We start from the raw sequence: 26,037 nt of genomic DNA, 5'->3' as shown, positions 1-26,037 counted from the left end.
TCGCCGCTGAACGTCAGGGTCGAGCACCGTTCACAATCGCCTGCCAGCCCGCTTCGTCGATCACCTCGACCCCCAACTCGCGCGCTTTCTTCTCCTTGGAGCCGGCGCCCGGACCGGCCACCACCAGGTTGGTCTTGGCGGAGACGGAGCCCGAGACGCGCGCACCCAATGCCTCCGCCTGTGCCTTGGCCTCGTCGCGGCTCATCGTTTCCAGCGTGCCGGTGAACACCACGATCTTGCCGCTGACCTGCGACGCGCGGGTTTCGTGGATCACGGCGGCGGGACGGACGCCGGCGTCGAACAAAGCGCGCACCACATCCTGATTGTGCGGTTCGGCAAAGAAGTCGACCAGCGCCAGCGCGACTTCGGGACCGATGCCGGGCGTTTCCACCGCCGCCGCCAGTTCCTTCGCCTGGCGCGCGACGAACTTCTCCTCGCTTTCGCCGAGCGCCGGCTGGAGGCCGGACCGAACCACCAGCGCGCGGTCGATCATCGCCCGGAAGGCGTCCCAGGTGGAATAACGCCGGGCGAGATCGCGCGCGGTGATCTCCCCCACATGGCGGATGCCGAGCGCGAACAGGAATCGGTCGAGCGGCGGCGCGCGCCGCGCATCGATCGCGGCGATCAGGTTGGTGGCGGATGCGTCGGCCCAGCGTTCTCGCCCGAGCAGGTCGTCCCTGGTCATGCGGAAGATGTCGGCCGGCTGGGCGATCAGGCCGTCACGGAAGAAGCTCTCGATATGGACCAGGCCCAGGCCTTCGATGTCGAGGGCGTGACGCGAGACGAAGTGGCGCAGCCGCTCGACCCGCTGCGCCGGGCAGATCAGCCCGCCGGTGCAGCGATAATCGACCTCGCCCGGCCCGCGTTCCACGGCCGATCCGCAGCCGCCGGCCTCGGGCGGGCAGATGGTGGGAAAGGTCCAGGCGTCGCGCGGTTCGTCGGGCGTCAGGTTTTCCACGATCTGCGGGATCACGTCGCCCGCCCGCTGCAGCAGCACGCGGTCGCCCGGGCGCAGGCCGAGACGCTCGATCTCGTCGGCATTGTGCAGGGTGGCGTTGGTCACCACCACGCCGCCCACCGTCACCGGCTCCAGCCGCGCGACGGGGGTGAGCTTGCCGGTACGCCCGACCTGAATGTCGATAGCGCGCAAGGTAGTCTGTGCGCGCTGCGCCGGGAATTTGTGCGCGATCGCCCAGCGCGGCGCGCGACCGACCTGGCCCAGCCGCTCCTGCCAGTCGAGCCGGTCGAGCTTATACACCACCCCGTCAATGTCGTAGGGCAGGTCCGCACGTTGCGCCTCGATCGCGCGATACTGGCCCAGCGCCGTGGCGGCGTCGCCCGCCATCCGCAAGCCCGAACCCGGAAAGCCCCAAGCTTCCAGCGCGTCCATCACCCGGGTCTGGGTGGTGCCGGGCAAAGCCGTCGTCTCGCCCCAGCCATGGACCAGGAAGCGCAACGGGCGCGTGGCGGTGACCGCGGCGTCCTTCTGACGCAGTGATCCGGCGGCGGCGTTGCGCGGATTGGCGAACTGGCGCGCCTTGGCAGGATCGCCGGACTCGTCCAGCAGGCGCTGGTTCAGCGCGGCGAAGTCGGCCTTGGTCATGTAAACCTCGCCACGCACCTCGAAGATGTCGGGCGCGTCGGCGGCCAAGGTCTGGGGTATGCCCACCACATGCGCGACGTTGGGTGTCACATCCTCGCCGATCGCCCCGTCGCCGCGCGTCGCCGCCTGCACCAGCCGACCGCCCTGGTAGCGGAGCGAGCAGGACAGGCCGTCAATCTTGGGCTCGGCCGTCAGCACCACCGGCTCGTCCGCATCCAGGCGCAGGAAGCGGCGGACCCGCTCCACGAATTCCACCACCTCCTCGTCGGAAAAGGCATTGTCGAGGCTCAGCATCGGCCGCGCGTGGCGCACCTTGGCCAGCGGACCCGTCGGCGTGGCACCGACCTTGGCGGATGGGCTGTCCGCCTGCACCATATGCGGGAACAGCGCCTCCATCTCGGCATTGCGGCGGACCAGCGCATCATAGTCCGCGTCCGCAATCTCCGGCGCGTCCCGATCGTGATACAGGCGATTATGGTAAGCGATCTCGGCCGCAAGGCGGGCGAGTTCGGCGGCGGCATCCGCTTCGGTCAGTTCGGCCATGGTCCGCGCTTTCTCCCCGCCTGCTTCCCGGGTCAACTCTCCAAAGCCCAGGGCGCCCTGGCGAACCGCTTGGCGAGATAATCGATCAGCACCCGCACGCGCGCCGGCCGCAACGCGGTAGGCGGCGTGATCAGGTTGAGCGCGATCGGGCTGGGCGACCAATCCGGCAGCACCTGCTCCAGTCGCCCGGCGGCAAGGTCGCGCCATACGAAGAAGTCGGGCAGCATGGCGATGCCGTGGCCGGCACAGACGGAGGCCAGGAACACCTCCCCGTTGTTGCTGCGGATACGGCCGCGCAGGGGAACCGCATATTCGCCCTCCTCCGCATGGTGCAGGCGCCACAGATCGGGGTTGGACACGCCGGTATAGACCATGGTCTTGTGTGCCGCGAGGTCGCGCGGATGGCGTGGCCGGCCATGGCGATCCAGATAGGATGGCGCGGCCACCATCGGCACGCGGATCGACACCAGCCGCCGCGCCCGCAGGCTGGAATCGGACAAGGCCGAGATGCGGAGCGCCATGTCGAACCCGTCCCCGATCAGGTCGACCAGGCTGTCGGACAGCTGGAGGTCCAGGTCCACTTCGGGGTACAGCGCCAGGAAGTCGGGCAGGGCCGGCGCGAGATGGTCGACCCCGAACGACATGGGCGCGGCGATGCGGACCAGCCCGCGCGGATGATCGGCCTGGTCGCACGCCTCCGCCTCCGCCGCTTCCCCCTCCGCCAGGATGCGGCTGGCGCGGGCGAGCGCGGCCTTGCCGGTTTCGGTCAAGGACAGCCGGCGCGAGGTGCGGTGGAGCAGGGGCGCGCCCAGCCGCTGCTCCAGGCGCGTCACCGCCTTGGACACGGTCGGCTTGGACAGGCGCAGTTCGGACGCCGCCCGCGCGAAGGAGCCGGTCTGCGCGATCTTGGCGAAGATCGCCCATGCGTCGAAATCAGGCAGCGGCATCGTGCACATCCTGTCACCGGTGTCTTGCCATCAATTCTATTTTCTGGGCCGTCAGGTCAATTATCTTCCACTTGGGCGCCGGGCTTCTGACCACGGCGCGGAGATACGAGATGATCGAGGTTCGTCCGTTTGAAACCCTGGGTGCGGCCGATCATGGCTGGCTCGACGCGCACCATCATTTCTCCTTTGCGGGCTACCATGATCCGGCGCGGGTGAACTGGGGCAGCCTGCGCGTCTGGAACGACGATGCGATCGCGCCCAAGAGCGGCTTTCCGCCGCACCCTCATTCGGACATGGAGATCATTACCTATGTCCGCGAAGGCGCGATCACGCACCAGGACAATCTGGGCAACAAGGGCCGGACCGAGGCAGGCGACGTGCAGGTCATGTCGGCCGGCAGCGGCATCGCCCATGCCGAATATAATCTGGAGGATGTGACCACCCGCATCTTCCAGATCTGGATCATGCCAACCGAACGCGGCGGCCGACCGAGCTGGGGTGCCCGGCCGTTCCCCAAGAACGACCGGTCCGGGCGGTTCGTGACCCTCGCCTCCGGCTTTGCCGAGGATTGGGATGCGCTGCCGATCCGCACGCCGGCCCGCGTGCTCGGCGCGACGCTGAAGAAGGGCGAAACGACCGAATATGCGCTGGGGCAGGATCGCCATGCCTATCTGGTTCCGGCAACCGGCCGGATCGAGATCAACGGAACGGCCGCCAACGCCCGTGACGGCATCGCCATCAGCAACGCGGAAATCCTGTCGGTCACCGCGCTGGATGATAGCGAACTGGTGATGGTCGACGCCGCCTGAACATATCCACTGGGAGACTGACGATGAGCAAGGTTCTGGTCCTCTATTATTCCTCCTACGGCCACGTCGAGCAGCTGGCGGAGGCCGTGGCCGAAGGCGTGCGCGAAGCCGGCGCGGAGGCGACGATCAAGCGCGTGCCCGAAACCGCGCCGGAGGAGGTGGCCAAGGCCGCGCATTTCAAGCTCGACCAGGCGGCGCCGGTTGCCACGCCCAATGAGCTGGCCGACTATGACGCCATCATCCTCGGCGTTCCCACCCGCTACGGTCGCCTGCCCAGCCAGATGTCGGCCTTCCTGGACCAGACCGGCGGGCTGTGGGCCAAGGGTGCGCTGAACGGCAAGGTCGGCGCCGCCTTTACCTCCACCGCCAGCCAGCATGGCGGGCAGGAAACGACCTTGTTCTCCGCCATCACCAACCTGCTGCACTTCGGCATGGTGGTGGTAGGCCTGCCTTACAGCTTCCAGGGGCAGATGGGCGTGGACGAGGTCAAGGGCGGCAGCCCGTATGGCGCGACCACCATCGCCGACGGCGACGGCAGTCGCCAGCCGAGCGCGGTCGAACTCGCCGGCGCGCGTTTCCAGGGCAAGCATGTGGCGGAAATCGCGAACAAGCTGTTCGGCTGATCCAGCCCTTTCGGCCGGACGCCCCCTCTAGGTCCGGCCGTTTCGCATCCCTCGCCGGCGCTACACCGACGAGGGATGTTTTCTCTTGGCGCGCTTTGCGGCATGTCGGTGGGCATGAGCATCGAGCCCAAACCCTTTCCCGTCCTCGTCACCGGCGGTGCCGGCTATATCGGCAGCCATGCCGTGCTCGCCCTGCTGGATGCGGGCTGGCCGGTGGTGGTGGTCGACAATCTGGTCACCGGCTTCCGCTGGGCGGTTCCGGACGCCGCCACTTTCGTCGAGGCGGACGTGGGCCAGACGGAGACGATGACCGCCATCATCGCCAAGCACAAAGTCGGCGCGATCATGCACTTTGCGGGATCGGTCGTGGTGCCGGAAAGCGTGACCGATCCGCTCAAATATTATCGCAACAATACGGTCGCCAGCCGTGCCCTGATCGAGGCGGCGGTGGCGGGCGGCGTGCGCCACTTCATCTTTTCCTCGACGGCCGCGACCTATGGCATCCCCGATCAGGTGCCAATTTCGGAGGATGCGGCGAAGCAGCCGATCAATCCCTACGGCATGTCCAAGCTGATGACCGAAATCATGCTGAAGGACGTGGCCGCCGCCCACCCCCTCAACGTCTGCGCGCTCCGCTACTTCAACGTGGCGGGCGCCGATCCGCAGGGCCGCGCGGGCCAGTCCACGACCGGCGCCACGCACCTGATCAAGGTCGCGGTCGAGGCGGCGACCGGCCGGCGGGAGAGCGTTGCCGTCTACGGCACCGATTATGCCACCGCCGACGGCACCGGGGTGCGCGATTACATCCACGTCAGCGACCTGGCGGAGGCGCATGTCCACGCTTTGGACTATCTGGTGGCGCATCCCGACGAGAGCCTGACCATGAATTGCGGCTATGGACGCGGCTTTTCGGTGCTGGAGGTGCTGGATGCGGTGGATCGCGTCACCAACCAGGCGGTGACGCGCACGATGGAGGCGCGGCGGGCCGGCGATCCCGACCAGCTGGTGGCGGACAATCAGCGGATTCTGGCGACCTTGCCCTGGCGGGCCCGGCGCGACGATCTGGCGGTGATCGTGGAGGATGCGCTGGCGTGGGAAAGGAAGCTGCACGACCTGCGCGAAAGCGGCGCAACCAGCGGGTAAGTGGACCGCAGGTAAGCCGATCCCCCGCTTTCAGGCAGGCGTGCACCATGCGCGACACCCATTGCGCCGGATCGGGTCGCATATCGGTCAGCCGATCCGTGGCGACAGGAAAAAGGGGGGTGCCCCTCGGGTTGGCTTGAACCCGAGGGGAGCGGCCCCGACGCCGGCGGGGGACCGGCAAGAGCGGCCACTGGGACACGCGGCAAGCACAGGAACGAACGCTACGCTACGGTACATGCCCTCCTCTGGCAGCGGCGCGGTGGTTGATCCAATAAGGGTTCGCCATGACAATGATTGACTGGATCGTTCAATCACGGTGCGTCCTTGCCTGCACCTTGCTGGCGGCAGCTCTGCCGGTTCGGGCGCAAACGGTCACGCGGCAGGCGCCTGGCGCCGCCATCGACCGGACCATGCGGCCGCTGCCGGTGCATGTCGGCGGCCGGGTCGAGATCGTGCCGGCCGGGCCTGCCAGGCAGGCCTATCGCTATCGCTGGCCCGGCATCTATTTCGAGGCGGCGTTTCGCGGCGACCGGCTGGCGTTTCGGCTGGAAGATGCGGAGGTGGATTACCGGCTGCTGATCGACGCCGCGCCGGCAATCGGGCTTGCCGCCGGGCCAGCCGCCGACATCGTCATTTCCGGGCTGCCAACGGCCACGCATCATGTGCGGCTGGAGAAAGTGAGCGAGAGCGACCGCGCGGTCGGTCGTTTCGACGGCTTCTTCGTGCCGCGCGATGCCCGTCCGCTGCCGGCCAAGCGGCGTGCACGGCAGATCGAGTTCATCGGCGATTCCAGCATGACCGGCTACGGCATGCGGTCCGACACCATATCTTGCGTCGGCTCCCAGGCGTATCGCCGCGCGGACACGCCGGCCGCCTATCCGGCGCTGACTGCCGCGTATTTCGGCGCCGATTATCAGGTCAATGCGCGATCTGGGCGCGGTCTGGTCCGCAATTATGCGGGAAGCCTGCCCGGTCAGGCGATGACCGCAATCTATCCGACGCTGCATGCCGGAGTGGGGCCGGCCTACCATGATGCCTGATGGCGGCCGCAGCTGTATGTGGTGTCGCTGATCGCGGACTTCGTGTCGCCATTGCGGCCGGCCGAGCCATGGTCCAGCATCGAGGCGCTGGGGACGGACTATCTCCGCGCCTTTTTCGCGCTGACGGTGGACCTGCGGCAACGCGCGCCGCGGTCGCGCCTGGCCATCGTTCTGCCCGATGCCGCCGGCAACACGCCCGGCACACAGGCGCTGCTGGCGGCATTGCGCCGTGGGACCGAGGATGCGGCAAGAGCGGCGGGCTTTGCGCAGCCGATCGCGCTCGTCATCCCCAATCTACGCCTGGAACGGCGCGGGTGCGACCGTCACTATACCGCGGCGGACGAAGCCCGGATCGCGGCCGTCATCATCCGCCAGCTGGAGGCGCAACGCCCCTTCGGCAAAGAGGGCAAAAGCGGCTCATAGCCGGCCTGCCATCTCGGCCAGCTTGGCGACACTGTTGATGTTGCGCGCGGTTCCATGCGCGGCGGCGGGGATCACCAGCCGCGATCTGGCCATGCCCGCGCCATAGAAGACGTAGATCACGCCCGGACCGAGCCGGAGTTGCTCGTCGACCACGTTTCTCGCCGCGGCGAGATCGGCGGCGGCAAGCGGTCGATCCACGAACAGGGCGATGGTGCGGTCGGCCGGCTGGCCGGCAAAGGGGTTTGCGTCGCGCACCTCGGCCATGTCAGCCGCCGTGCGCACCAGCACGTCGACCGGCTTGCCGGCATAGGCCGTCAGGCGTTCGGCCAAGGAGGCTTGCACTGCCGCAGGCGCAAGATCGCTCGTGAACACGACATTGCCGCTGGCGATATAGGTCTCTACCCGCGCGAAGCCGGCGGCTTCCGCCATCGCCCGAAGCTCCGCCATCGGCAACTTGCCGGTGCCGCCCACATTCACCGCGCGGAGCAGGGCGACATAGGCGGTCATGGCCGGACCTCAGTCCGGTTTGTGGGCGGCGAGTTCGTTGCCGTCGGGATCGCGAAAGTGGAAACGCTGCCCGCCCGGAAAGGCGAAGATGGGCCGGGTGATCGTCCCGCCCGCAGCCTCCACCGCCGCCGACGCCGCATCCAGATCGTCCACCCGGACCACGATCAGCGGCGCCTGCGTCCGCTCCGCCGGATCGGCCTGCAGGCCGAGATCGACGTCACCCGTCAGCGTGCAGGCATAGGTGAGACCGAAGCCGGTCATCCCCCATCCGAACACCTGCCCGTAAAAGGCCCGGGCGGTGGCGACGTCCGCAACCGGCAGCTCCAGAAAGTCGGCGCGGGGCAGCGGCGTTGTCATTGGTAGCGCCGCAGCAGGCCGGCGAGCTTGCCTTGGATGCGGACCTGCCCGGGGCGGTAACGCTGGGGATCGTAGGCGCGGTTGGCAGGATCCAGCCGGATCATCTGGCCTTCGTGGCGAAGATACTTCAGCGTCGCCTCATTCTCATCCACCAGCGCCACGACGATGTCGCCGTCGCGGGCCGTCTCGGCCTTGCGGATCAGTGCATAGTCGCCATCGAGGATGCCGGCCTCAACCATCGAGTCGCCGGCCACCTCCAGCGCATAATGCTCGCCCGGGCCGAGCAAGGCCGCGGGCACCGACAGGCTGCTCTGCCCCTCCAGCGCCTCGATCGGCAGACCGGCGGCGATGCGGCCGTGCAGCGGCACGTCAAGCACGTCATTGGCAACCTCGATCACCTTGCGCGGCTCGACCGGCACGACATTGTCCTTGGCGGCCTTGGCCGGCGCGGCACTCTTCACCGCATCGGGCAGGCGCAGGATTTCCAGCGCACGGGCGCGATTGGCGAGCCGCTTGATGAAGCCGCGTTCCTCCAAGGCGGAGATCAGGCGATGGACGCCGGATTTGCTCTTGAGGTCCAATGCCTCCTTCATCTCCTCGAACGAGGGCGATACGCCGGTCTCACCCAGGCGATCGTTGATGAAGCAAAGCAGGTCATGTTGCTTGCGCGTCAGCATGGTCTTTCCCGCATCCAGGAACGGATGGGGAACGTGTAGGAAACGTTACGGAGCCTGTCAAGCGATCCCGAGGATTTCCACACTTTCATCCACAAGGGTCGGCGGTGCGCCGGCCGGGCGGATGATCAGGGCATCCGCCTTTGCCAGGCCGAACAAGGCGGCACTGTCGTCCGGCCCCACCGGTCGTACTCCGATATCGTCACGCACGGCGCGGAGATAATCGTCGCGTGCGCCGACTGCGGGCAGCGCCACCCGGCAGCGCGCACGCTCGGTCCGCGGCAGCGGCGCGACCGCTCCGGCGAGATGGCGCAGCAGCGGCAGCAGGAACAGGTGCGATCCGACAAAGGCCGCCACCGGATTGCCGGGCAGGCCCAGCATCACCGCCTCGCTCAGCTGCCCCGTCAGCATGGGCTTGCCCGGCCGCATCGCGATGCGCCAGAAATCGAGCGTGGCGCCGGCGGCCGCGAGAGCGGGCCGGATCAGGTCATGGTCGCCGACCGAGGCGCCGCCGGTCGTCACCACCACGTCGGCAATCGCCGCTGCGTCTTGGAATGCGGTGGTGAGCCGGGCCAGATCGTCGGGGATGATACCCATGTCGATCACGTCGGCATGCGGGCCGATCAGCGCCTGCAGCATGATGCCGTTCGAGGCAGGCAACATCGCACCCGCCGTCTCCATGCCGGGCGACACCAGTTCGTCACCGGTGGAGATCAGCGCCACGCGCGGCCGGGTGCGGACGGGCAGCGCGCCATGCCCGCCCATTGCCGCCAGCGCGATCCGCGCCGGGGTGAGCAGGTTGCCGGCGCGAGCCAGCAGCGCGCCCTCCGCAAAGTCGTAGCCGCGTTGCCGGACATGTGCACCCAACCGAGGCGGCCCTTCGCCCGCGAGCATGAGGTTGTCGCCGTCCCGCGCGGCCTCTTCCTGGATCAGGATCGTGTCCGCGCCGCGGGGTACGGGTGCGCCGGTGAAGATGCGCGCCGCCTCTCGGGGGCCGACCGGTCCGTCAAAGGCCCGCCCGGCCGCGCTTTCCCCGACAACCCGCCAAGGTCCCGGCAGGTCGGCGAAGCGGATGGCATAGCCGTCCATTGCCGTCAGGTCGCTTGCCGGCTGGGTGCGTTTCGCCACGATGTCGGCCGCCGCATAACGCCCGAAGGCGGCGGAAAGCGGCACCATTTCCACCCGGCGCGGCGCCGCCAGGGCGAACAGACGCGCCTGTGCCTCCGCGACGGGCAGCAGCGCCACCGGTCAGCCCTCCGCCCGCCAGTCCCCCGAACGCCCGCCAGACTTGGCGAGCAGACGGAGCGGGCCGATCACCATGCCGCGATCCAGCGCCTTGGCCATGTCGTACAGGGTCAGCAGCGCGGCGGACGCTGCGGTCAGCGCCTCCATCTCCACGCCCGTAGTGCCGGTGGTGGCGACGGTGGCGGCGCAGTCCACGCCGGTATCGGTCAGGGTCAGTTCGACGCGGACGGCGGACAGCGGCAGCGGGTGGCACAGCGGGATGATGTCCGGCGTGCGCTTGGCCGCCATGATCCCGGCGACACGGGCGACCGCCAGCGCATCGCCCTTCTTGAGCGACCCGGCGCGGATCGCCGCCAGCGCCTCGGCCGACATCGCGATTGATCCGGCGGCAGTGGCCTCGCGCCGGGTGACGGCCTTGCCGGACACGTCGACCATGTGGGCCGCGCCGGCTTCGTCGAGATGGGTCAGCCCGTTCATGCGCCCAGCAATGCCCGCGTGGCGGCCTCAACATCGGCCTGGCGCATCAAACTTTCCCCGACCAGAAAGGCGCGCACGCCATGTTCGGCCATGCGTTGCAGGTCGGCATGAACCGACAGCCCGCTTTCCGCCACGAACAGGCACTCGGCGGGGGCACGCTCCACCAGTTCATAGGTGCGGGCGAAATCGACCGAAAAGTCGCGCAGGTCGCGATTATTGGCCCCGATCAGCCGCGATCGCAGCCGCAGCGCCCGCTCAAGCTCGGCAGCGTCGTGGACCTCGACCAGCACATCCATGCCGCGTTCGATCGCGGCGGCCTCGATCTCCGCCATCTGCATGTCCTCCAGCGCGGCGACGATGATCAGGATGGCGTCGGCGCCCAGTGCGCGTGCTTCCGCTACCTGCCATGGGTCGATCATGAAATCCTTGCGCAGGCAGGGCAGGGCGCAGGCGGCGCGGGCGGCGACCAGATAGGCGTCCGCGCCCTGGAAATAGGGTTCGTCGGTCAGCACGGACAGGCAGGCTGCACCGCCCGCCTGATAGGCACGCGCATGCACCGGCGGATCGAAATCCGCACGGATCAGCCCCTTGGAGGGCGAGGCCTTCTTGATCTCGGCAATCAGCGCGAAGCCGTGTTCGGCCTTGCTTTCCAGGGCGGCGCGGAACCCGCGCGGAGGGCTTTGGGCCGCGGCAGCGGCGTCCAGGTCCGCACACGAATGCTGCGCCTTGCAGGCATCCACATGCGCGCGCTTGGAGTCCAGGATTTGGGTCAGGCGGTTGGCCATCAAAAGGCGATCCAGCAATTGAGGAGGGCATGGGCAAGCCCCTTGTCGATGGTTTCGGCGGCCTCCTCGACGCCGTCCGCCAGCGTGTCCGCCGTGCCCGCGACGACCAGCGCCGCGCCGGCGTTCAGCAGCACCGCGTCGCGATAGGCGCCGGGCTCTCCCTGCAACAGGGCGCGCAAGGCGGCGGCATTATAGGCCGCGTCCCCGCCCCGGATCGCCTCCAGCCCATGGCGCGGCAGGCCGACATCCTCCGGCGCGATCCGCCCCGGTACCGAACACAGGCCGACCGCGACGGCGCGGCTGGACCCCGCGATCGACAATTCGTCCAGGCTTTCCTCGCCCGCGACCACCAGAGCGGCTTCGCTGCCGAGCAGCTCCAGCGCCTGTGCGACCGTAGGCAGGTAGTCGACCCGCGCCACCCCCAGCAGCTGGCGCCGGACCCGGGCGGGGTTGGCGAGCGGCCCGATCAGGTTGAAGATGGTGCGTCGGCCGATCGCGCGCCGGATCGGGGCCAGCCGCCCGAGCGCGGGATGGTGCCGCTGCGCGAACAGGAAGCCGATGCCGAGGTCGGCCAGGCTTTCCTCCGCCCGCGCGGCCGCCCGGTCGAGATCCAGGCCCAGCGCCTCCAGCGTGTCGGCCGCCCCCGCCTTGGACGATGCGGCGCGATTGCCATGCTTGGCGACCGGCACGCCCGCCGCCGCCACAACGATCGCGACCGCGGTGGAAATGTTCAGGCTGTGCGCCCCGTCGCCGCCGGTGCCGCATACGTCGATGGCGTTGGCGGGTGCCGTCACCTCGATCATGCGGGCGCGCAACGCGCGGGCGGCGGCGGCGATCTCCACGCTGGTTTCGTCGCGCACGGTCATGCCGGTCAGGAACTCGACGATCGCCTGCTCCGCCACCTTGCCGTCGAGAATGTCGGCAAAGGCCTGCTCGGCGGTTTCGTGGTCCAGCGGCTCCGTCGGATCGGGCAGCAGTGCGATGGTGGTCATGCGCGCGGCGCCATCGGGATGCCGGCCGCCGTCAGGAAATTGGCGAGCATGTCGTGGCCATATTCGGTGGCGATGCTTTCCGGGTGAAACTGCACGCCGTGGATCGGCAGGGTGGCGTGGCGGAAACCCATCACCGTGCCATCGGCCGTGCGGGCGTTGGCAACCAGCACGTCGGGCGCATCCTCCACCACCAGCGAATGGTAGCGGGTCGCGGTGAAGGGCGAGGGCAGGCCCGCGAACACGCCGCTGCCGTCGTGCAGCACGGGCGATGTCTTGCCATGCATCAGCGTGCCGGCGCGGGTCACGGTGCCGCCGAAATGCTGCCCGATCGCCTGATGGCCCAGGCATACGCCCAGTAGCGGCCGGCCCTGATCGGCGGCGGCCTCCACCAGTTCCAGGCTGATGCCCGCCTCGTTGGGGGTGCAGGGGCCGGGCGAGATCAGGAACGCCTCCGCGCCCGAAGACAGCGCCTGGCCGACGCCGATCGCGTCGTTGCGCACCACCTCCACCTCGGCCCCCAGCTCCTGGAGGTAATGGACCAGGTTCCAGGTGAAGCTGTCATAATTGTCGATGACCAGGATCATGGATGCGACCTAGGCATCCGCATCGCCCAAGGCAATCGCGCACGGCCAAGCAGGGGCAGGCATCCGCCACTGTTTTGTCGGCGAACGCCGAGATCATCTCGCCCCAGCCGTCGTCCTCGCCCGGTCAGCCGATCAGTTTTTCCGCCTGGTCGAGTATGTCGCTGAAGGTCGCGACCAGGGTCCGGTATGGCGTCGGCGTCGCCATATCGAGGCCGACCTTTTTCAGGATCCCATACCCGTAATCCGATCCGCCGGCCTTCAGCACGGCCAGGTAATTGTCGCGGTCCTTGGCCCCGCCCGTCAGCACCCGATCGACCAGGTAGTTGGAGGCCGTGATCGAGGTGGCATATTGGAACACGTAGAAGCCGAAATAATAATGCTGAATATAGGCCCACTCGACCCCGTAGGCGGGATCCATCCTGAAATCGGGGCCGTGATACCGCTTCAGCAGATCCAGGTTGAGGGCGCTCATCCGTTGGCCCGACAGGCCCTCACCCTTTTGCGCCAGGTCGTAGATCGCCAGCTGGAACTCGGCAAACATCGCCTGGCGGAAGAAGGTGCCGCGAAACGTCTCCATCATCTGGCCGAGGTAGAACAGCTTCTCCTCGCGCGTCCGCGCACGCGCCAGCATCATCCGCGCCAGGAACAGCTCGTGGCCGGTGGAGGCGATCTCGGCGGTAAAGGTCGGATAGTTGGACAGCTCGAACGGCTGGGCCTTGTTGGCCAGCAGCGAGTGCATGGCATGGCCCCATTCATGGGCGTAGGTCGACAACCCTTCATATTCGTCGCTGAGGTTCAGCAGCAGGTAGGGGTGCACGTCATAGGCGCCCGGTTGCATATAGGCGCCGGATTGCTTGCCGGGGCGCGGACGCGGGTCCATCCACTTGCGGGCGCTGACGTCCCCGAACAGGCGGACATAATCGGGGCCGAGCGGCTTCACCGCATCCATGGTGAGCGTCCGCATTTCCGCCAGCGGGAACTTGCGGTCGAGCGACACGAGCGGCGGATAGATGTCGTGATAGGCGATGTCGGGCAGATTCAGCATTCGCCGGCGCAGATCGAAATAGCGATGCAGCACCGGCAGGCCGGCATTGGTTTCCGCGATCAGCGTGCGATACACGCCTTCGGGCAGGTTCGGGCCGGCCAGCGCCGCCTCCAGCGCGCTGCCATAATGCCGCGCCTTGGCCTGGAACATGTCGCCCTTGACCTTGGCGACCAGCGCCGAGCCGAGCGAGTTCTGGAACGCGCCATAGCTCTTCCAGAATTGATCAAAGACCAGCTTGCGGTCGGCGCGGTCTGGTGCCGCGCGATGGAGCGTGTAGCCCTGATCGTCCAGCCGCGCGGTCTGCCCGGTGGAGAGCGTCACGGTCGGGCGCGGCATGTCGGATGCCACGATCTGGTCGCGTATGTCCTGCGGGCCGGACAAGGGCGCGGACGTGGCGGCCAGCAGCGCCTCCTCCTCCGGCGAGAGCGTGTGCGCCGCCTGGCGCAGCACGTCCTCCACCGGGAACCGGAACCTGGCAAGCGCCGGGTCGGCCGCGAGGAACCGCTCTACCTTCGCCTTGTCGACCGCCAGCAATTCGGGGTTGATCCACGACCCCGCCTCACCGTACGCGGCGTACAGGTCCTGCGCCTGCTGACGGCGTTCCTGATTGGCGGCGACGCGCAGATCCTCGTCCGCCTTCAGGCTGGCATAGGTATAGAGCCGCGACACGCGCAGCGCGAGATCGGACTGGAGCTGCAACGCCCCCTTGAAGCCCGCCGCATCGCCCAGCTTGCCCTTGTAGGCGGCGAGCGCGGGCAGGCGTGCCGCCACCGCCTGACGCTCGGCCGCCCATGCGGCATCGTTGGAGTAGAGGTCGGACAAGTCCCACGCCGCCCCGGTCGCATCTGCCGTCGCGGCAGCCACGGACGGCGCGAGCGTCAATGCTCCCAAGAACGCGGCGGAGGCGAGGGCGTCACGGCGGGTCAGCTCGGTCATCGATGTTCCTGGATTGGTCGCCGCAGACACGGCGCGGATCGCCCATACAGCGTGAAATGGTAACAGATACCAGCCAAGATGTTATTGCACCTGCGAACGGGCGCACCATATTGTACCAAACGGTAGAAATGTGTGGGGGCCACATGAAGACCAATGCGATCATCGCGGCGCTGGGACTGGCCGCATTGCTGACCCTGGCGAGCGGGTGCGGATCGCGCGCGACAGCCGGCGAGGCGGTGGCGGCCGCGCCGACCGAGGGGCCGGGCAAGCTGATCCTTCTACCCGACAGCGCGATCGCGGTGCACTCGGGCTCCGTGGAGGAGGCGCTGGCGCTTTATCTCGCGTCCGATGCGCCCGCGCCGCGCCGCTTCCGCTTCGCAGACGCCGAGTTCCAGCCGTGGCAGGCCAGGCCCAATCCGGCGACGCTCCGCACCGTCTATGCCGTGCAGCAGATCCTGCGCGCCTATCCCAGGGTGAAGGTGACGGTGGTCGGCCATACCGATACGGACGGTGACGCCGCGCGCAACCTGGCCTTGTCGCGCGCTCGTGCCGGGCGGGTGGCGACCTTGCTGGAGCAGGGCGGCATCGCGCGCCGCCGGATCACCGCCGTCGGCCGGGGTATGGCCGAGCCGATCGCGGACAATGCCGCGCCCGATGGCCGCGCCCGCAACCGCCGGATCGAGCTGATCGTAACGGCCAAGTAGCAGGCCCCGGCATCGAGTCGGTGTGGGCTGCCGTGCAATGCAGCACATCCTGCCTGATCCGAGCGCAGGACGGCCTCTTCCTGCCGCTTTTCCGGGCAGCGTTCGGGAAAACAAGCGGCGCGTGTCCCCCACGCTTGCACCCCGTCACCCGGCACGCTTATTGGACGGGCGAGCGGTCGGGGAGGCGATGCGTGAAGAAGATCGAAGCCATCATCAAGCCGTTCAAGCTGGATGAGGTCAAGGAGGCGCTGCACGAAGTCGGCGTCAGCGGCATCACCGTGCTGGAGGCGCGCGGGTTCGGGCGGCAGAAGGGCCACACCGAATTGTATCGCGGCGCGGAATATGTGGTCGACTTCCTGCCCAAGGTGAAGCTGGAAGTGGTGGTCGACGACAGCCTGGCGGAACGCGTGGTGGAAGCCATTCAGAACGCTGCCCAGACCGGCCGCATCGGCGACGGCAAGATCTTTGTCACCACCATCGACACGGCGGTGCGCATCCGCACCGGGGAACGGGATTCCGACGCGGTCTGATCCGCGCGCGGTGAGCATGGGCATGCGGGGCCATGCGCCGCGCGGCCCGAAGGATTCTAGCGGGAAGGGCTGTTTACATGGCTAACAAGGCGTCCGACGTTCTCAAGCTGATCAAGGACAAGGAGATCGAGTGGGTCGATCTTCGCTTCACCGATCCCAAGGGCAAGTGGCAGCATCTGTCCATGGTTGCCGGCGTGGTCGGCGAGGATGAGCTGAACGACGGCTTCATGTTCGACGGCTCCTCCATCGAGGGATGGAAGGCGATCAACGAGAGCGACATGATCCTGAAGCCGGATCTGGACGCGGTGTGGATCGATCCGTTCTCGGCCACGCCGATGCTGATCCTGGTGTGCGACATCGTCGAGCCGTCGAGCGGCGAGCTTTATACCCGAGATCCGCGCTCCACCGCCAAGCGCGCGGAGGCCTATCTCAAGACGCTGGGGATCGGCGACACGGTCTATGTCGGGCCCGAAGCCGAATTCTTCATGTTCGACAGCGTGCAGTTCGACACCAACTACGCCGGATCCTACTACAAGATCGACGACATCGAACTGCCGACCAACACCGGCCGCGCTTACGAGGAGGGCAACCTTGCCCACCGTCCGCGCGCCAAGGGCGGTTATTTCCCGGTCGCGCCGGTCGACAGCGCGGTCGACATCCGTGGCGAGATGGTGTCCACCATGCTCGAAATGGGCCTGCCCTGCGACAAGCACCACCATGAGGTGGCGGCCGCGCAGCACGAACTGGGCCTGACCTTCGGCACCCTGGTCCAGACCGCCGACCGGATGCAGATCTACAAATATGTCGTGTGGCAGGTGGCCCAGGCCTACGGCAAGACCGCGACCTTCATGCCCAAGCCGATCGCCACGGATAATGGCTCGGGCATGCACACCCACATCTCGATCTGGGACAAGGGCAATCCGCTGTTCGCCGGCAACGGCTATGCCGGCCTGTCCGACACCTGCCTGTATTTCATCGGCGGCGTGATCAAGCATGCCAAGGCGCTGAACGCCTTCACCAACCCTACCACCAACAGCTACAAGCGGCTGGTGCCGGGTTACGAGGCGCCGGTGCTGCTGGCCTATTCCGCGCGCAACCGCTCGGCCTCGTGCCGCATCCCCTATGGCGCGGGCGCGAAGGCGAAGCGGGTCGAGTTCCGCTTCCCCGACGCGATGGCCAATCCGTACCTCTGCTATGCGGCGCTGCTGATGGCCGGCCTCGACGGCATCGAGAACAAGATCCATCCCGGCGAGGCGATGGACAAGAACCTCTACGACCTGCCGGCCGAGGAGCTGAAGGAGATCCCGACCGTCTGCGCCTCGCTCCGCGAAGCATTGGACAGCCTGGCGGCCGACCACGCCTTCCTCACCAAGGGAGGCGTGTTCACCGAGGATCAGATCGAGGCGTATCTCGAACTCAAGTGGCCGGAAGTCGCCCGCTGGGAAATGACGCCGAGCCCGGTCGAGTTCGACATGTACTACTCGAACTGATCGACCGCGATCCTGTAAGAAAAAGGGGCGTCCGGCCGGTCCGGACGCCCCTTTTTCATGGGCGGATGATCGGCGGCGACGCGGGCCAGCGCGGCGCGTGGTTACGCGGTCCGCGTGACCTGCTGTCGGTGGACGGCATGGGGGAGGGGGCGTCCCGCTTCCGCATCCGCGATGCTCGACAGGGTGGTTTCGGCGATGCTGGTCAGGGCTTCCTCGGTCAGGAAAGCCTGATGGCCGGTGACCAGCACGTTGGGAAAGGTCAGCAGGCGCTGGAAATCGTCGTCCTGGACGATCTCGTTGGACAAATCCTCGAAGAACAGGTCGGCTTCCTGCTCGTAGACGTCGAGCGCCACGCCGCCGATCCTGCGCGACTTCAACCCCTCGATCAAAGCCGGCGTGTCGATCAGCGCGCCGCGACTGGTGTTGACGATCATCAGGCCAGGCCGTGCCGCCGCGATCGCGCGGGCGTCGATCAGGTGGTGGGTTTCCGGCGTCAGCGGGCAGTGGAGCGTCACCACGTCGCTTTCCGCCAGCAAGGTGGCCGGATCGGTATAGCGCACGCCCGCCGCCTCCAGTTCGGGATCGCGGTGGACATCGCTCGCCAGCACATGGCAGCCGAAGCCCAGGCGGAGCGACCGTGCCACCAGCGCGCCGATCCGGCCGGTGCCGACCACGCCCATGGTGCGCCCGTGAAGGTTGCGGCCGATCAGCCCGTCCAGCGCGAAATTATTCTCCCGCACCCGCGCCCAGGCACGGTGGATGTTGCGGTCGAGCGCCAGCAGCAGGCCGATCGTGAACTCCGCCACGGCGTGCGGCGAGTAAGCCGGCACGCGCACCACCGTGACGCCCAGCGTCCCGGCGGCTTGCAGGTCGACATTGTTGTAGCCGGCGCAGCGCATCGCCACCAAACGGATGCCGAGCTCCGCCAGTCGGCCGAGCACGGCTGCGTCCAGCCGGTCGTTGACGAAGGCGCACACCGCCTGGTGTCCCGCCGCCAGCGACGCGGTGGTCGCGTCCAGCCGCGCCTCCAGAAAGGTCAAGTGGTGGCCGGTGCGGCGATTGGCCTCCACCAGGAAGCGGCGATCATAGGGCTTGGTGGCGAAAACGGCGACTCGCATGGATCACTGATCGACCGTGCGGCCGGCGGACGCAATCGACAAAGATCGTGCGATATGTTCCGCCAATGCGGTGGTTCTCACCCGCGGACACCCACCGCGCCAACCTTGGTTATTACCGTTGAAGCAATGGGGTGGCATGTCGGGTTATCCATGGCACATGGCGGTCGGCGCCGACGGAGACGGGGGTATTATCGCGGTGAGGAACGGGTGCGCATAGGCTGGCCATGGTTCCGCGGCTGCGCGGGTGTGGGCCTGTGCGCGGTGGCGGGGGCGCTGGCGCTGCCGGGATGCACGTCCGTCAGCATCCTCAACCCCGCCGGGCCGATCGCGGCGGCGAACCGCACCATCCTGTTCGATGCACTGGCGATCATGCTGGCGATCGTCGTGCCGACCATGATCGCGACGTTGGCCTTTGCGTGGTGGTTCCGCGCCGGCAATACCCGCGCGCGCTACCGACCCAAGTTCGCTTATTCGGGACGGATCGAACTGATCGTTTGGTCGATCCCCTTGCTGGTGGTGCTGTTCCTCAGCGGCGTGATCTGGATCGGCAGCCATGATCTGGACCCCGCCAGGCCGATCGCCTCCCGCACGCCGCCGCTGGAGGTGCAGGTGGTATCGCTCGACTGGAAATGGCTGTTCATCTATCCCGGCCAGGGTGTCGCCAGCGTCAACGAAATGGTCGTCCCGGCCGGCGTGCCGCTGCGGTTCCGGCTGACCTCGGCCAGCGTCATGAACAGCTTTTTCGTGCCACGGCTGGGGAGCATGATCTACACCATGAACGGCATGGCGACGACGCTGAACCTGCGCGCGGATCGGCCGGGCGACTATTACGGCCAGTCCGCCCATTTCAGCGGCGACGGCTTTTCCGACATGCATTTCCGGATGCGCGCCGTGCCGGCGGGCGACTTCACGCGCTGGGCCGCCGGCGTGCGCGGGCGCGGGCCCGCGCTCGACGGGCGGAGCTATGCCGCGCTGGCGCGCCAGAGCCGCCACGTCGCGCCGTTCACCTATGGGGCGGTGGCGCCGGACCTGTTCCAGGCCGTGGTGACGCAGAGGCTGGCGCCGGGCCCGGGACCGGACTCTGGCCGGGGCGGTCCGCAATTGTCCCCCAAGACGCCGAGCTGACGATGCTGGGAAAACTCGACTGGTCCGCCATTCCGTTCGACCAACCGATCCCGCTGTTCGCGGCGGGCGGCGTGGTACTGGCCTTTCTGGCCGTGTTCGGCTGGATCACGGCCAAGGGTTACTGGCCCTATCTCTGGTCCGAATGGATCACCTCGGTCGACCACAAGCGGGTCGGCGTGATGTATGCCATGCTGGGCATGGTGATGCTGATCCGCGGCTTCATCGACGCGATCATGATGCGCACGCACCAGGCGGCGGCGATCGGCAGCTCGCAGGGCTATCTGCCGCCCGAACATTATGACCAGATCTTTTCCGCGCACGGCACCATCATGGTGTTCTTTGGCGCGATGCCGTTCATCATCGGCCTGATGAACTTCGTGGTGCCGCTGCAGCTCGGCGTGCGCGACGTGGCGTTTCCGACGCTCAACTCGACCAGCTTCTGGCTGACTGCGGCGGGCGCGTTGCTGGTCAATCTGAGCCTCGTCATCGGCGAGTTCGCGCGCACCGGCTGGCTGCCTTATGCCCCGCTCAGCGAGACCGGCTACTCGCCCGGCGTGGGCGTCGATTACTATCTGTGGGCGATCCAGATTTCGGGCGTGGGCACGCTGATGTCCGGCATCAACCTGGTCACCACCATCCTGAAGATGCGCGCGCCGGGCCTGGGTTACTTGCGCATGCCGATGTTCTGCTGGACCGCGCTTGGCGCCAACATGCTGATCGTGGCGGCCTTTCCGATCCTGACCGCCACGCTCGCGATGCTGACGCTGGACCGGTATCTCGGCTTCCACTTCTTCACGAACGAAGCCGGCGGCAACATGATGATGTTCGTGAACTTGATCTGGGCGTGGGGCCATCCGGAGGTCTACATCCTGGTGCTGCCCGGCTTCGGCATCTTTTCGGAAATCTTCTCGACCTTTTCGTCCAAGCCGCTGTTCGGCTACCGCTCGATGGTTCTGGCGACCCTGTTCATCGTGGTCGTGTCCTTCACCGTGTGGCTGCACCACTTCTTCACCATGGGCGCGGGGGGCGACGTGAATGCGGCGTTCGGCATCGCCACAAGCATCATCGCGGTGGGCACGGGCGTGAAGGTCTACAACTGGCTGTTCACCATGTATGGCGGGCGCGTGCGGTTCGCCACGCCGATGCTGTGGGCGCTGGGTTTCATGGTGACGTTCGTGGTGGGGGGCATGACCGGCGTGCTGCTGGCGGTGCCGCCGGCCGACTTCATGCTCCACAACAGCATGTTCCTGGTGGCGCATTTCCACAATGTGATCATCGCCGGCGTCGTGTTCGGCGCACTCGCTGGCTACACCTTCTGGTTTCCCAAGGCGTTCGGGTTCAGGCTGGACGAAAGGTGGGGCAAGATCGCCTTCTGGTTTTCGCTCGCCGGGTTCGTGATCGTGTTCGGCGCGCTGTACGTGCTGGGGCTGGAGGGGATGACCCGCCGCCTGCAGCATGTGGCGGTGACCGAATGGGCGCCGTGGCTCTACATCTCGCTGGCCGGCGTCGGCTTCATGATCCTGGGGGTCGCGGCGCAGGTGACCCAGCTGGTGGTCAGCATCCGCCGCCGCGAGAGCCTGCGCGACGAAACCGGGGATCCGTGGAACGGGCGTTCGCTGGAATGGTCCACGCCTTCGCCGGCGCCGTCCTTCAACTTCGCCGTGCTGCCGCAGGTGGAGGGGGAGGAGCCCTATTGGGGCATCAAGCAGCGCGCGATCGAGGCGCAACAGCTTCGCCCCGAACCGGACTATGAGGCGATCGAAATGCCGCGCAACAGCCCGACCGGCATCATCAGCGCGTTCTTCGTGACCCTGATCGGCTTTGCCCTGATCTGGCATATCTGGTGGCTGGCGGCGCTTGGCTTCGTCGGCGCTTACGCCACCTTCGTCCTGTTCGCGTGGCGCGACGTCGGCGACTATCAGGTGCCGGCGGAGAAGGTGGCGGAGATCGATCGCGCCGGGCGGGCGGCGCGGCTCGCCTGGATCGAACGGCAGGAGCGCGAAGCGTGAGCCGCGCCCCCGCCAAGTCTGGCGATCAGGCAGGCCGCGATCAGGCGACCGACCCTTATGTGCTAGGGCGCCAGACCGGATCGGGCGGCAAGCAAGGCGGCGGCAAGCCGAGCGGGCGTGGCGAAGGCGGGCCGGCGTCCAAGCGGACGGTAGTGGGCTACGGCTTCTGGATCTACCTGCTCAGCGATATCGTGATGTTCTCGGCCTTTTTCGCCGCTTATGCGGTGCTGTCGGGCGAACATGCCGGGGGCCCGACGCAACGTGAGCTTTTCGGGCAGAAACGGGTCGCGATGGAGACGGTGGCGCTGCTGCTGTCCAGCTTCACGTGCGGGCTCAGCAGCGTCGCGGCCGAACGCCGCCACATGGTGTGGACGCAGATCTGGCTGCTCGTCACCGGCCTGCTGGGCGCAGTGTTCCTGGGATTGGAGATCCAGGAGTTCGTCGACATGATCGCCCATGGCGCGGGGCCGCAGCGGAGCGCGTTCCTGTCGGCCTTTTTCGCGGTGGTCGGGCTGCACGGCCTGCATATCGGGGTCGGGCTGCTATGGCTCGGCACCATGATGGCGCAATTGCGGGTCAAGGGGTTGCGGCCCGACATCCAGCGGCGGCTGATGTGCTTCAACCTGTTCTGGCATGCCCTCGACATCGTCTGGGTGGGCCTGTTCACGATCGTCTACCTGATGGGGATCGCAGCATGACCGACCAATCAGTGAAACCGGGCGAGCGCGATCCGGAGGATGCCGCGCCCGGCGACCAGGCGATCAGCGCGGGCGATTTCGCCGGTGGGGTCCGCAGCTACGTCACCGGCCTCGGCCTGGCCCTGCTGCTGACGGCGGCATCGTTCGTGGTCGTCAACACGCATCTGGTGTGGGCGCCGGCCGTGCCGATGGCGCTGGTGGTGCTGGCGGTGGCGCAGATGGGCGTCCACTTGGTCTTCTTCCTGCACATCACCACCGGTCCGGACAACACCAACAACGTCCTGGCGCTGGCATTCGGAGTGTTGGTGGTGCTGCTGGTGATCTTCGGTTCGGTGTGGATCCTGGGGCACCTCAACCATGCCATGATGCCGGTGGGCGAGATGATGCAGCACATGCGGTAGCAGGTGCTGCGCATTGCCCTTCATGGCGGTCCGGCTGCCCCCTCCGCTCGCGCCGGTGCGGCCGTCAGGCTTTCCGTCGCGGCAACCAGTTCCATCCGCTGGGCGACGGTGCCGAGATCGATGCCATGCCCCCGGAAATCCCGCAGCAACGCCATCAGCACGTTGCTGCGCGCGGAATAGGCGGCGCGCGGCGTGGCGACATGGGCGAAGCAGTTGAACTGGGTACGTCCGTCCACGATCGAATCGACGAACGCGGATGGCGCGGGTGTTTCCAGCACAGCGGGCTCTGCCGCAAAAGCATCCAGCACGATTCCGCGTACCTGATCGGCATCGCTGTCGATCGGCACGGAGAACTGGATCTGGATGCGCCCGAGCGGCCCCGCCAGCGTCTTGTTGAGGACGGATTTGGTGATCAGTTCCGAATTGGGCACGATCAGCGTGGAATGGTCCGCCAGCTCGATTTCGGTCGATCGCACGCTGATCCGCTTCACGTCGCCTTCGTCCGTGCCGACGCGCACCAGGTCTCCGATCTTGATGGGGCGTTCGGCCAGCAGGATCAGGCCCGACACGAAGTTCTGGGTGATCGCCTGCAGGCCGAAGCCGATGCCGACCGACAGCGCCGACAGCAGCAGCGCGATCCGCTCTACCCCAATACCGAGCGAGGCAAGCGCCCAGATGCCGGCCAGGGCGATGCCGACATAGCGCGCTACCAGGCTGATCGAATTGCGGCCGCTGCCGTCCAGGTCGGTGGTCGGCAGGTAACGCTGGTCGAGCCAGCGCATGAACAAGCGCACCAGCGTGAGCCCGAGCGCCAGGACGACCATGAAGCGCAGGATCGCGCCCGGCGAGATGGCGATCCCACCGACCTCGATCCCCTGGCCCAGCGCGCCCAGCCGTTCAAAGAGGGAGCCGATGCCCGACCCGAACGGGCTCAACATCATGCCGAGCGCAAGCAGGGCCAGCGCCAGCCGCAATGCACCGGACAGCAGCACCCCGAACTGGTCGATCGCACTGCCGCGCAGCCCCAGCCCCTTGGACAGGGTCTGCCCCACCCGGCTGTCGCGCACGAAGATGCTGGTGGCGACGTCGTCCCCCGCCGTCATCAGCAGATACAGGCTGGCGGAGAGCAGCAGGATCCAGGCGATCATCTGCCCGATCAGCAGGCTGAAGCCGACATAGCCGATCAGCAGCGCGGCGGCGGCCACCGCAACCAGCAGCCATAGGCCCACGGTTAACGCGGCAATGCCGGCCCGGACCGCGGCCACGTCGTCCTGCTCGTCGGCGCGGCGCGATCGCAGATAGCCGATCCGCAGCAATGCGCTGCCGATCAGCAGCAGGTGCAGCACGGCCTTGATCGCCTGACCGGCGCCGAGTGCCACGCTGCTCGCCCCCGCTGCCCGGCTCACCGCGTCCAGCAGGATGCTGAACAGGGCGAGGCCGGCCAGCATCCACGTGAGCGGCCGCAATTGCTGCGCGGCCTCGTCGGTGATCGGCGTGATCCGCCATGACGACTGGTTGCGCATCAGCAGCGCCCCGCCGACCGCACCGATGAAGCCCCCGATTCCCGCACCCAGCACCAGTGCGTCGGCCACTCCCTCCCACGCCGGCGCGATCAGGTCCGACCAGCGCAGCCCCTGCACAAAAGCCAGCGCAGCCAGCAGGGGGGCGGCCGTACCCGTCAGCAGCCGCCACAGCGCGTAAGCGGAGCGGCGCAAGCGATGGCCCGGCGCGCCCTCGATCAGGAAACGCTGGCCGGCACGGCGCAGCACCAGCCGGGCGGGAAACAGCAGCGTCAAAGCGAGGACGGCTCCGATCAGTGCCGCCCATGGTGGTCCCGCGCGCAGGCCGGCATCGACCTGCCGTGTTTCGGCACGGACGAAGTGCGACGCCCGGCGCATGTCGCGCGGCAGCGACCGGACCAGCTCGCCCCAGAAAACGGGCGAGAGCGGGGACGCAGTGCGGGTCGCGATCTGTTCGCTGATCTGCTGGGCCTGGCTCTGGTCGATCTCCGTCGAGAGCTGCTCAGCTTCCACCACCATCAGCCGACCGCGCTTTGCCGCCGAGTCGAGTGCCGCCCGCTCGCGTGCCAGCTGCGCCCGCTGGGTCCGAATATCCGCCGCTTCCTGAACGCCGGGCGTGACGGGGCCCAATCCCGTGATCCGGGCATCGACCAGGGCCAGCTGCGCCGTCAGGGCAGCCACGGCATCGGACGCGGCGCTCTGTGCGGCCAGGGCCTTGCTGCGCAAAGCGGGAAGGTCGTCGCGCTGCACCCGCCCGTCCAGCGCGCCGTCCACCGCGTCCAGGTCGCTTTCCGCCTGGCCGAGCTGGCGCGAAAGCGCGGGCACGGCGTCCTGCGCGGACGCGATGGCCGTCAGCGGCGGCAGCGTGAGGAGAAGCAGGGCCATTGCCCAGCGACGCAATTCCGGTAAGCGCATGAGAATAAGGTCAGTCCACGTATGCAAGGCAATGGACCCGGACGTGGCCGGTCTATCCGGCGCGGGTCAAGGGTGCGACCCGCACTGGATGATCGCGACTCAGCCGGTGCCGCCATCGTCGGTCGGCGGCGATTCGACCAGTTCCGCCAGCTGTTCCGGGGTGAGGCCTGCCGGGATGGCGCCCTGCAACGTCCCGTCTCCAGCGGCCGCATGGGCCGCGTCAGTCGGCGCACCTTCGGCCGTGTGCGCCGGTTCCGTCGGCATGGAGGTTGGCGCCTTGTCGCGGGTCATCGGATGTCTCCTTGGTGTCACCGCTGAACGCCACGGCGCCACGCAGGTTCAGGCGCGGCCACGAAACGGTCACGCGACGTGGCGAGATGAGGACGTCGGATTCGCCGCGCACCACTGCATCTTGGGGATTTCGACACCAGCCAATTTAGGTTAAATAGCGGTAACTCAAACGCTTAACTGACAGTCGGGACGGCCGTGACAGATCTCAGAGATATTTTGAGGCGCAGTTATCCGCAGGTGAGCAACGCCTCTGCATCCTTCAACCCGAATGTGGAGGCGGAAATGAGCCAGTTGCTCAGCAGTGCCGAAACCGCTCTCAACGGATTGGAGCCGCCAGCGTCGGAGCGGCATCTGCCGGCGGGTTTGTCGTCCGATGGGGAGCGATCAGTGTCATTTTGGCGGCTGGCGTAACGTTTTGGCACGGGCATCCCGTTGATTCGCGCTGTGATTCGCTTCGTTATGGTTTTGGAATTGGCGGTTTTCGGGGGTTTGCAACAAAAGTG

Annotated in this window: 26 protein-coding genes; 12 read left to right on the top strand and 14 right to left on the bottom strand. The window is 67.4% G+C overall.

The features are described 5' to 3' along the window. Positions 1 to 13: 13 nt before the first annotated feature. Positions 14 to 2,146 (bottom strand): NAD-dependent DNA ligase LigA, encoded by a 2,133-nt coding sequence (gene ligA / locus Q0D93_RS08865; RefSeq protein ID WP_294393046.1) that lies wholly within the window; start codon positions 2,144 to 2,146, stop codon positions 14 to 16. Between the two features lie 32 nt (positions 2,147 to 2,178). Next, on the bottom strand, positions 2,179 to 3,093 hold the full coding sequence (locus tag Q0D93_RS08860) for a LysR family transcriptional regulator (protein WP_294393044.1): 915 nt from the start codon (positions 3,091 to 3,093) through the stop codon (positions 2,179 to 2,181). Positions 3,094 to 3,203: 110 nt separating this feature from the next. Here Q0D93_RS08860 and Q0D93_RS08855 point away from each other — a divergent pair, with 110 nt between their 5' ends. The 5 genes from Q0D93_RS08855 to Q0D93_RS08835 all read left to right on the top strand — a co-directional run bounded on the left by Q0D93_RS08855 (position 3,204) and on the right by Q0D93_RS08835 (position 7,131). After that, a complete protein-coding gene (locus tag Q0D93_RS08855) occupies positions 3,204 to 3,902 on the top strand; it encodes a pirin family protein (RefSeq protein WP_294393042.1) in 699 nt (232 codons plus the stop codon). Between the two features lie 23 nt (positions 3,903 to 3,925). After that, entirely contained in the window at positions 3,926 to 4,525 is a 600-nt protein-coding gene (wrbA, locus tag Q0D93_RS08850; protein ID WP_294393040.1) for an NAD(P)H:quinone oxidoreductase, read from the top strand. Between the two features lie 114 nt (positions 4,526 to 4,639). Continuing rightward, positions 4,640 to 5,668, top strand: a complete 1,029-nt coding sequence (galE, locus tag Q0D93_RS08845) for a UDP-glucose 4-epimerase GalE (protein ID WP_294393037.1) — start codon at positions 4,640 to 4,642, stop codon at positions 5,666 to 5,668. Positions 5,669 to 5,952: 284 nt separating this feature from the next. After that, positions 5,953 to 6,708 (top strand): hypothetical protein, encoded by a 756-nt coding sequence (locus tag Q0D93_RS08840; RefSeq protein ID WP_294393036.1) that lies wholly within the window; start codon positions 5,953 to 5,955, stop codon positions 6,706 to 6,708. 21 nt (positions 6,709 to 6,729) lie between these two features. Further along, positions 6,730 to 7,131, top strand: coding sequence for a hypothetical protein (locus Q0D93_RS08835; RefSeq protein WP_294393034.1), 402 nt, complete (start codon positions 6,730 to 6,732; stop codon positions 7,129 to 7,131). Here Q0D93_RS08835 and Q0D93_RS08830 read toward each other — a convergent pair. From Q0D93_RS08830 to Q0D93_RS08790, 9 genes are all read right to left on the bottom strand, one after another. After that, entirely contained in the window at positions 7,126 to 7,638 is a 513-nt protein-coding gene (locus Q0D93_RS08830) for a DUF1697 domain-containing protein (protein ID WP_294393032.1), read from the bottom strand. The two genes, Q0D93_RS08835 and Q0D93_RS08830, sit on opposite strands and share 6 nt — an antisense overlap. Before the next feature lie 9 nt (positions 7,639 to 7,647). Beyond that, positions 7,648 to 7,995, bottom strand: coding sequence for a VOC family protein (locus Q0D93_RS08825; protein WP_294393031.1), 348 nt, complete (start codon positions 7,993 to 7,995; stop codon positions 7,648 to 7,650). Continuing rightward, complete coding sequence (gene lexA, locus Q0D93_RS08820) at positions 7,992 to 8,672, bottom strand: transcriptional repressor LexA (protein ID WP_294393029.1); 681 nt, start codon at positions 8,670 to 8,672, stop codon at positions 7,992 to 7,994. Before lexA ends, Q0D93_RS08825 begins: the two co-directional genes overlap by 4 nt. Before the next feature lie 57 nt (positions 8,673 to 8,729). Beyond that, entirely contained in the window at positions 8,730 to 9,914 is a 1,185-nt protein-coding gene (gene glp, locus Q0D93_RS08815; RefSeq protein ID WP_294393027.1) for a gephyrin-like molybdotransferase Glp, read from the bottom strand. A gap of 3 nt (positions 9,915 to 9,917) precedes the next feature. Further along, on the bottom strand, positions 9,918 to 10,391 hold the full coding sequence (gene moaC, locus Q0D93_RS08810; RefSeq protein ID WP_294393025.1) for a cyclic pyranopterin monophosphate synthase MoaC: 474 nt from the start codon (positions 10,389 to 10,391) through the stop codon (positions 9,918 to 9,920). Further along, positions 10,388 to 11,176, bottom strand: a complete 789-nt coding sequence (gene trpC, locus Q0D93_RS08805) for an indole-3-glycerol phosphate synthase TrpC (RefSeq protein ID WP_294393023.1) — start codon at positions 11,174 to 11,176, stop codon at positions 10,388 to 10,390. The genes moaC and trpC overlap by 4 nt, the downstream gene beginning before the upstream one ends. Further along, complete coding sequence (trpD, locus tag Q0D93_RS08800; RefSeq protein ID WP_294393021.1) at positions 11,176 to 12,168, bottom strand: anthranilate phosphoribosyltransferase; 993 nt, start codon at positions 12,166 to 12,168, stop codon at positions 11,176 to 11,178. The genes trpC and trpD overlap by 1 nt, the downstream gene beginning before the upstream one ends. Next, positions 12,165 to 12,752: an aminodeoxychorismate/anthranilate synthase component II gene (locus Q0D93_RS08795; RefSeq protein ID WP_294393019.1), complete on the bottom strand. Its 588-nt coding sequence runs from the start codon at positions 12,750 to 12,752 to the stop codon at positions 12,165 to 12,167. The genes trpD and Q0D93_RS08795 overlap by 4 nt, the downstream gene beginning before the upstream one ends. A gap of 124 nt (positions 12,753 to 12,876) precedes the next feature. Beyond that, the gene (locus Q0D93_RS08790) at positions 12,877 to 14,733 is read right to left on the bottom strand and encodes a M3 family oligoendopeptidase (protein WP_294393017.1); all 1,857 of its coding nucleotides are present in this window, start codon (positions 14,731 to 14,733) and stop codon (positions 12,877 to 12,879) included. A gap of 143 nt (positions 14,734 to 14,876) precedes the next feature. Here Q0D93_RS08790 and Q0D93_RS08785 point away from each other — a divergent pair, with 143 nt between their 5' ends. From Q0D93_RS08785 to glnA, 3 genes are all read left to right on the top strand, one after another. Continuing rightward, positions 14,877 to 15,437: an OmpA family protein gene (locus Q0D93_RS08785; protein WP_294393015.1), complete on the top strand. Its 561-nt coding sequence runs from the start codon at positions 14,877 to 14,879 to the stop codon at positions 15,435 to 15,437. Between the two features lie 191 nt (positions 15,438 to 15,628). Continuing rightward, on the top strand, positions 15,629 to 15,967 hold the full coding sequence (locus Q0D93_RS08780; RefSeq protein ID WP_294393013.1) for a P-II family nitrogen regulator: 339 nt from the start codon (positions 15,629 to 15,631) through the stop codon (positions 15,965 to 15,967). Positions 15,968 to 16,044: 77 nt separating this feature from the next. Beyond that, positions 16,045 to 17,457: a type I glutamate--ammonia ligase gene (gene glnA, locus Q0D93_RS08775; RefSeq protein ID WP_294393011.1), complete on the top strand. Its 1,413-nt coding sequence runs from the start codon at positions 16,045 to 16,047 to the stop codon at positions 17,455 to 17,457. A gap of 101 nt (positions 17,458 to 17,558) precedes the next feature. Here glnA and Q0D93_RS08770 read toward each other — a convergent pair whose 3' ends face one another. Continuing rightward, a complete protein-coding gene (locus Q0D93_RS08770; protein ID WP_294393009.1) occupies positions 17,559 to 18,575 on the bottom strand; it encodes a 2-hydroxyacid dehydrogenase in 1,017 nt (338 codons plus the stop codon). A gap of 207 nt (positions 18,576 to 18,782) precedes the next feature. On the opposite strand from Q0D93_RS08770, the gene cyoA reads away from it, so the two are divergent. The 4 genes from cyoA to cyoD are packed head-to-tail and all read left to right on the top strand — an operon-like array spanning position 18,783 to position 22,808. Beyond that, positions 18,783 to 19,700 carry a ubiquinol oxidase subunit II gene (gene cyoA / locus Q0D93_RS08765; protein ID WP_294393007.1) on the top strand — a complete coding sequence of 306 codons (918 nt, stop codon included), beginning with the start codon at positions 18,783 to 18,785 and terminating at the stop codon, positions 19,698 to 19,700. Positions 19,701 to 19,702: 2 nt separating this feature from the next. Next, the gene (locus tag Q0D93_RS08760; RefSeq protein ID WP_294393005.1) at positions 19,703 to 21,709 is read left to right on the top strand and encodes a cbb3-type cytochrome c oxidase subunit I; all 2,007 of its coding nucleotides are present in this window, start codon (positions 19,703 to 19,705) and stop codon (positions 21,707 to 21,709) included. Then, positions 21,706 to 22,407, top strand: a complete 702-nt coding sequence (gene cyoC, locus Q0D93_RS08755) for a cytochrome o ubiquinol oxidase subunit III (protein WP_294393003.1) — start codon at positions 21,706 to 21,708, stop codon at positions 22,405 to 22,407. The genes Q0D93_RS08760 and cyoC overlap by 4 nt, the downstream gene beginning before the upstream one ends. Next, positions 22,404 to 22,808 (top strand): cytochrome o ubiquinol oxidase subunit IV, encoded by a 405-nt coding sequence (gene cyoD / locus Q0D93_RS08750; RefSeq protein WP_294393001.1) that lies wholly within the window; start codon positions 22,404 to 22,406, stop codon positions 22,806 to 22,808. Before cyoC ends, cyoD begins: the two co-directional genes overlap by 4 nt. Positions 22,809 to 22,828: 20 nt before the next feature. Here the strand turns inward: cyoD and Q0D93_RS08745 are convergent, their stop codons facing one another. Both Q0D93_RS08745 and Q0D93_RS08740 read right to left on the bottom strand, forming a co-directional pair. After that, positions 22,829 to 25,213, bottom strand: a complete 2,385-nt coding sequence (locus Q0D93_RS08745) for a DUF3772 domain-containing protein (protein ID WP_294392999.1) — start codon at positions 25,211 to 25,213, stop codon at positions 22,829 to 22,831. A 129-nt stretch (positions 25,214 to 25,342) separates the two neighbouring features. Then, the gene (locus tag Q0D93_RS08740) at positions 25,343 to 25,534 is read right to left on the bottom strand and encodes a hypothetical protein (protein ID WP_294392998.1); all 192 of its coding nucleotides are present in this window, start codon (positions 25,532 to 25,534) and stop codon (positions 25,343 to 25,345) included. Positions 25,535 to 26,037: the final 503 nt, after the last annotated feature.

This window comes from uncultured Sphingomonas sp. (assembly GCF_934560975.1).
In the GTDB taxonomy this organism is placed as follows: Bacteria; Pseudomonadota; Alphaproteobacteria; order Sphingomonadales; family Sphingomonadaceae; genus Sphingomonas_I.
This window is presented reverse-complemented; position numbering and strand designations above follow the sequence as displayed.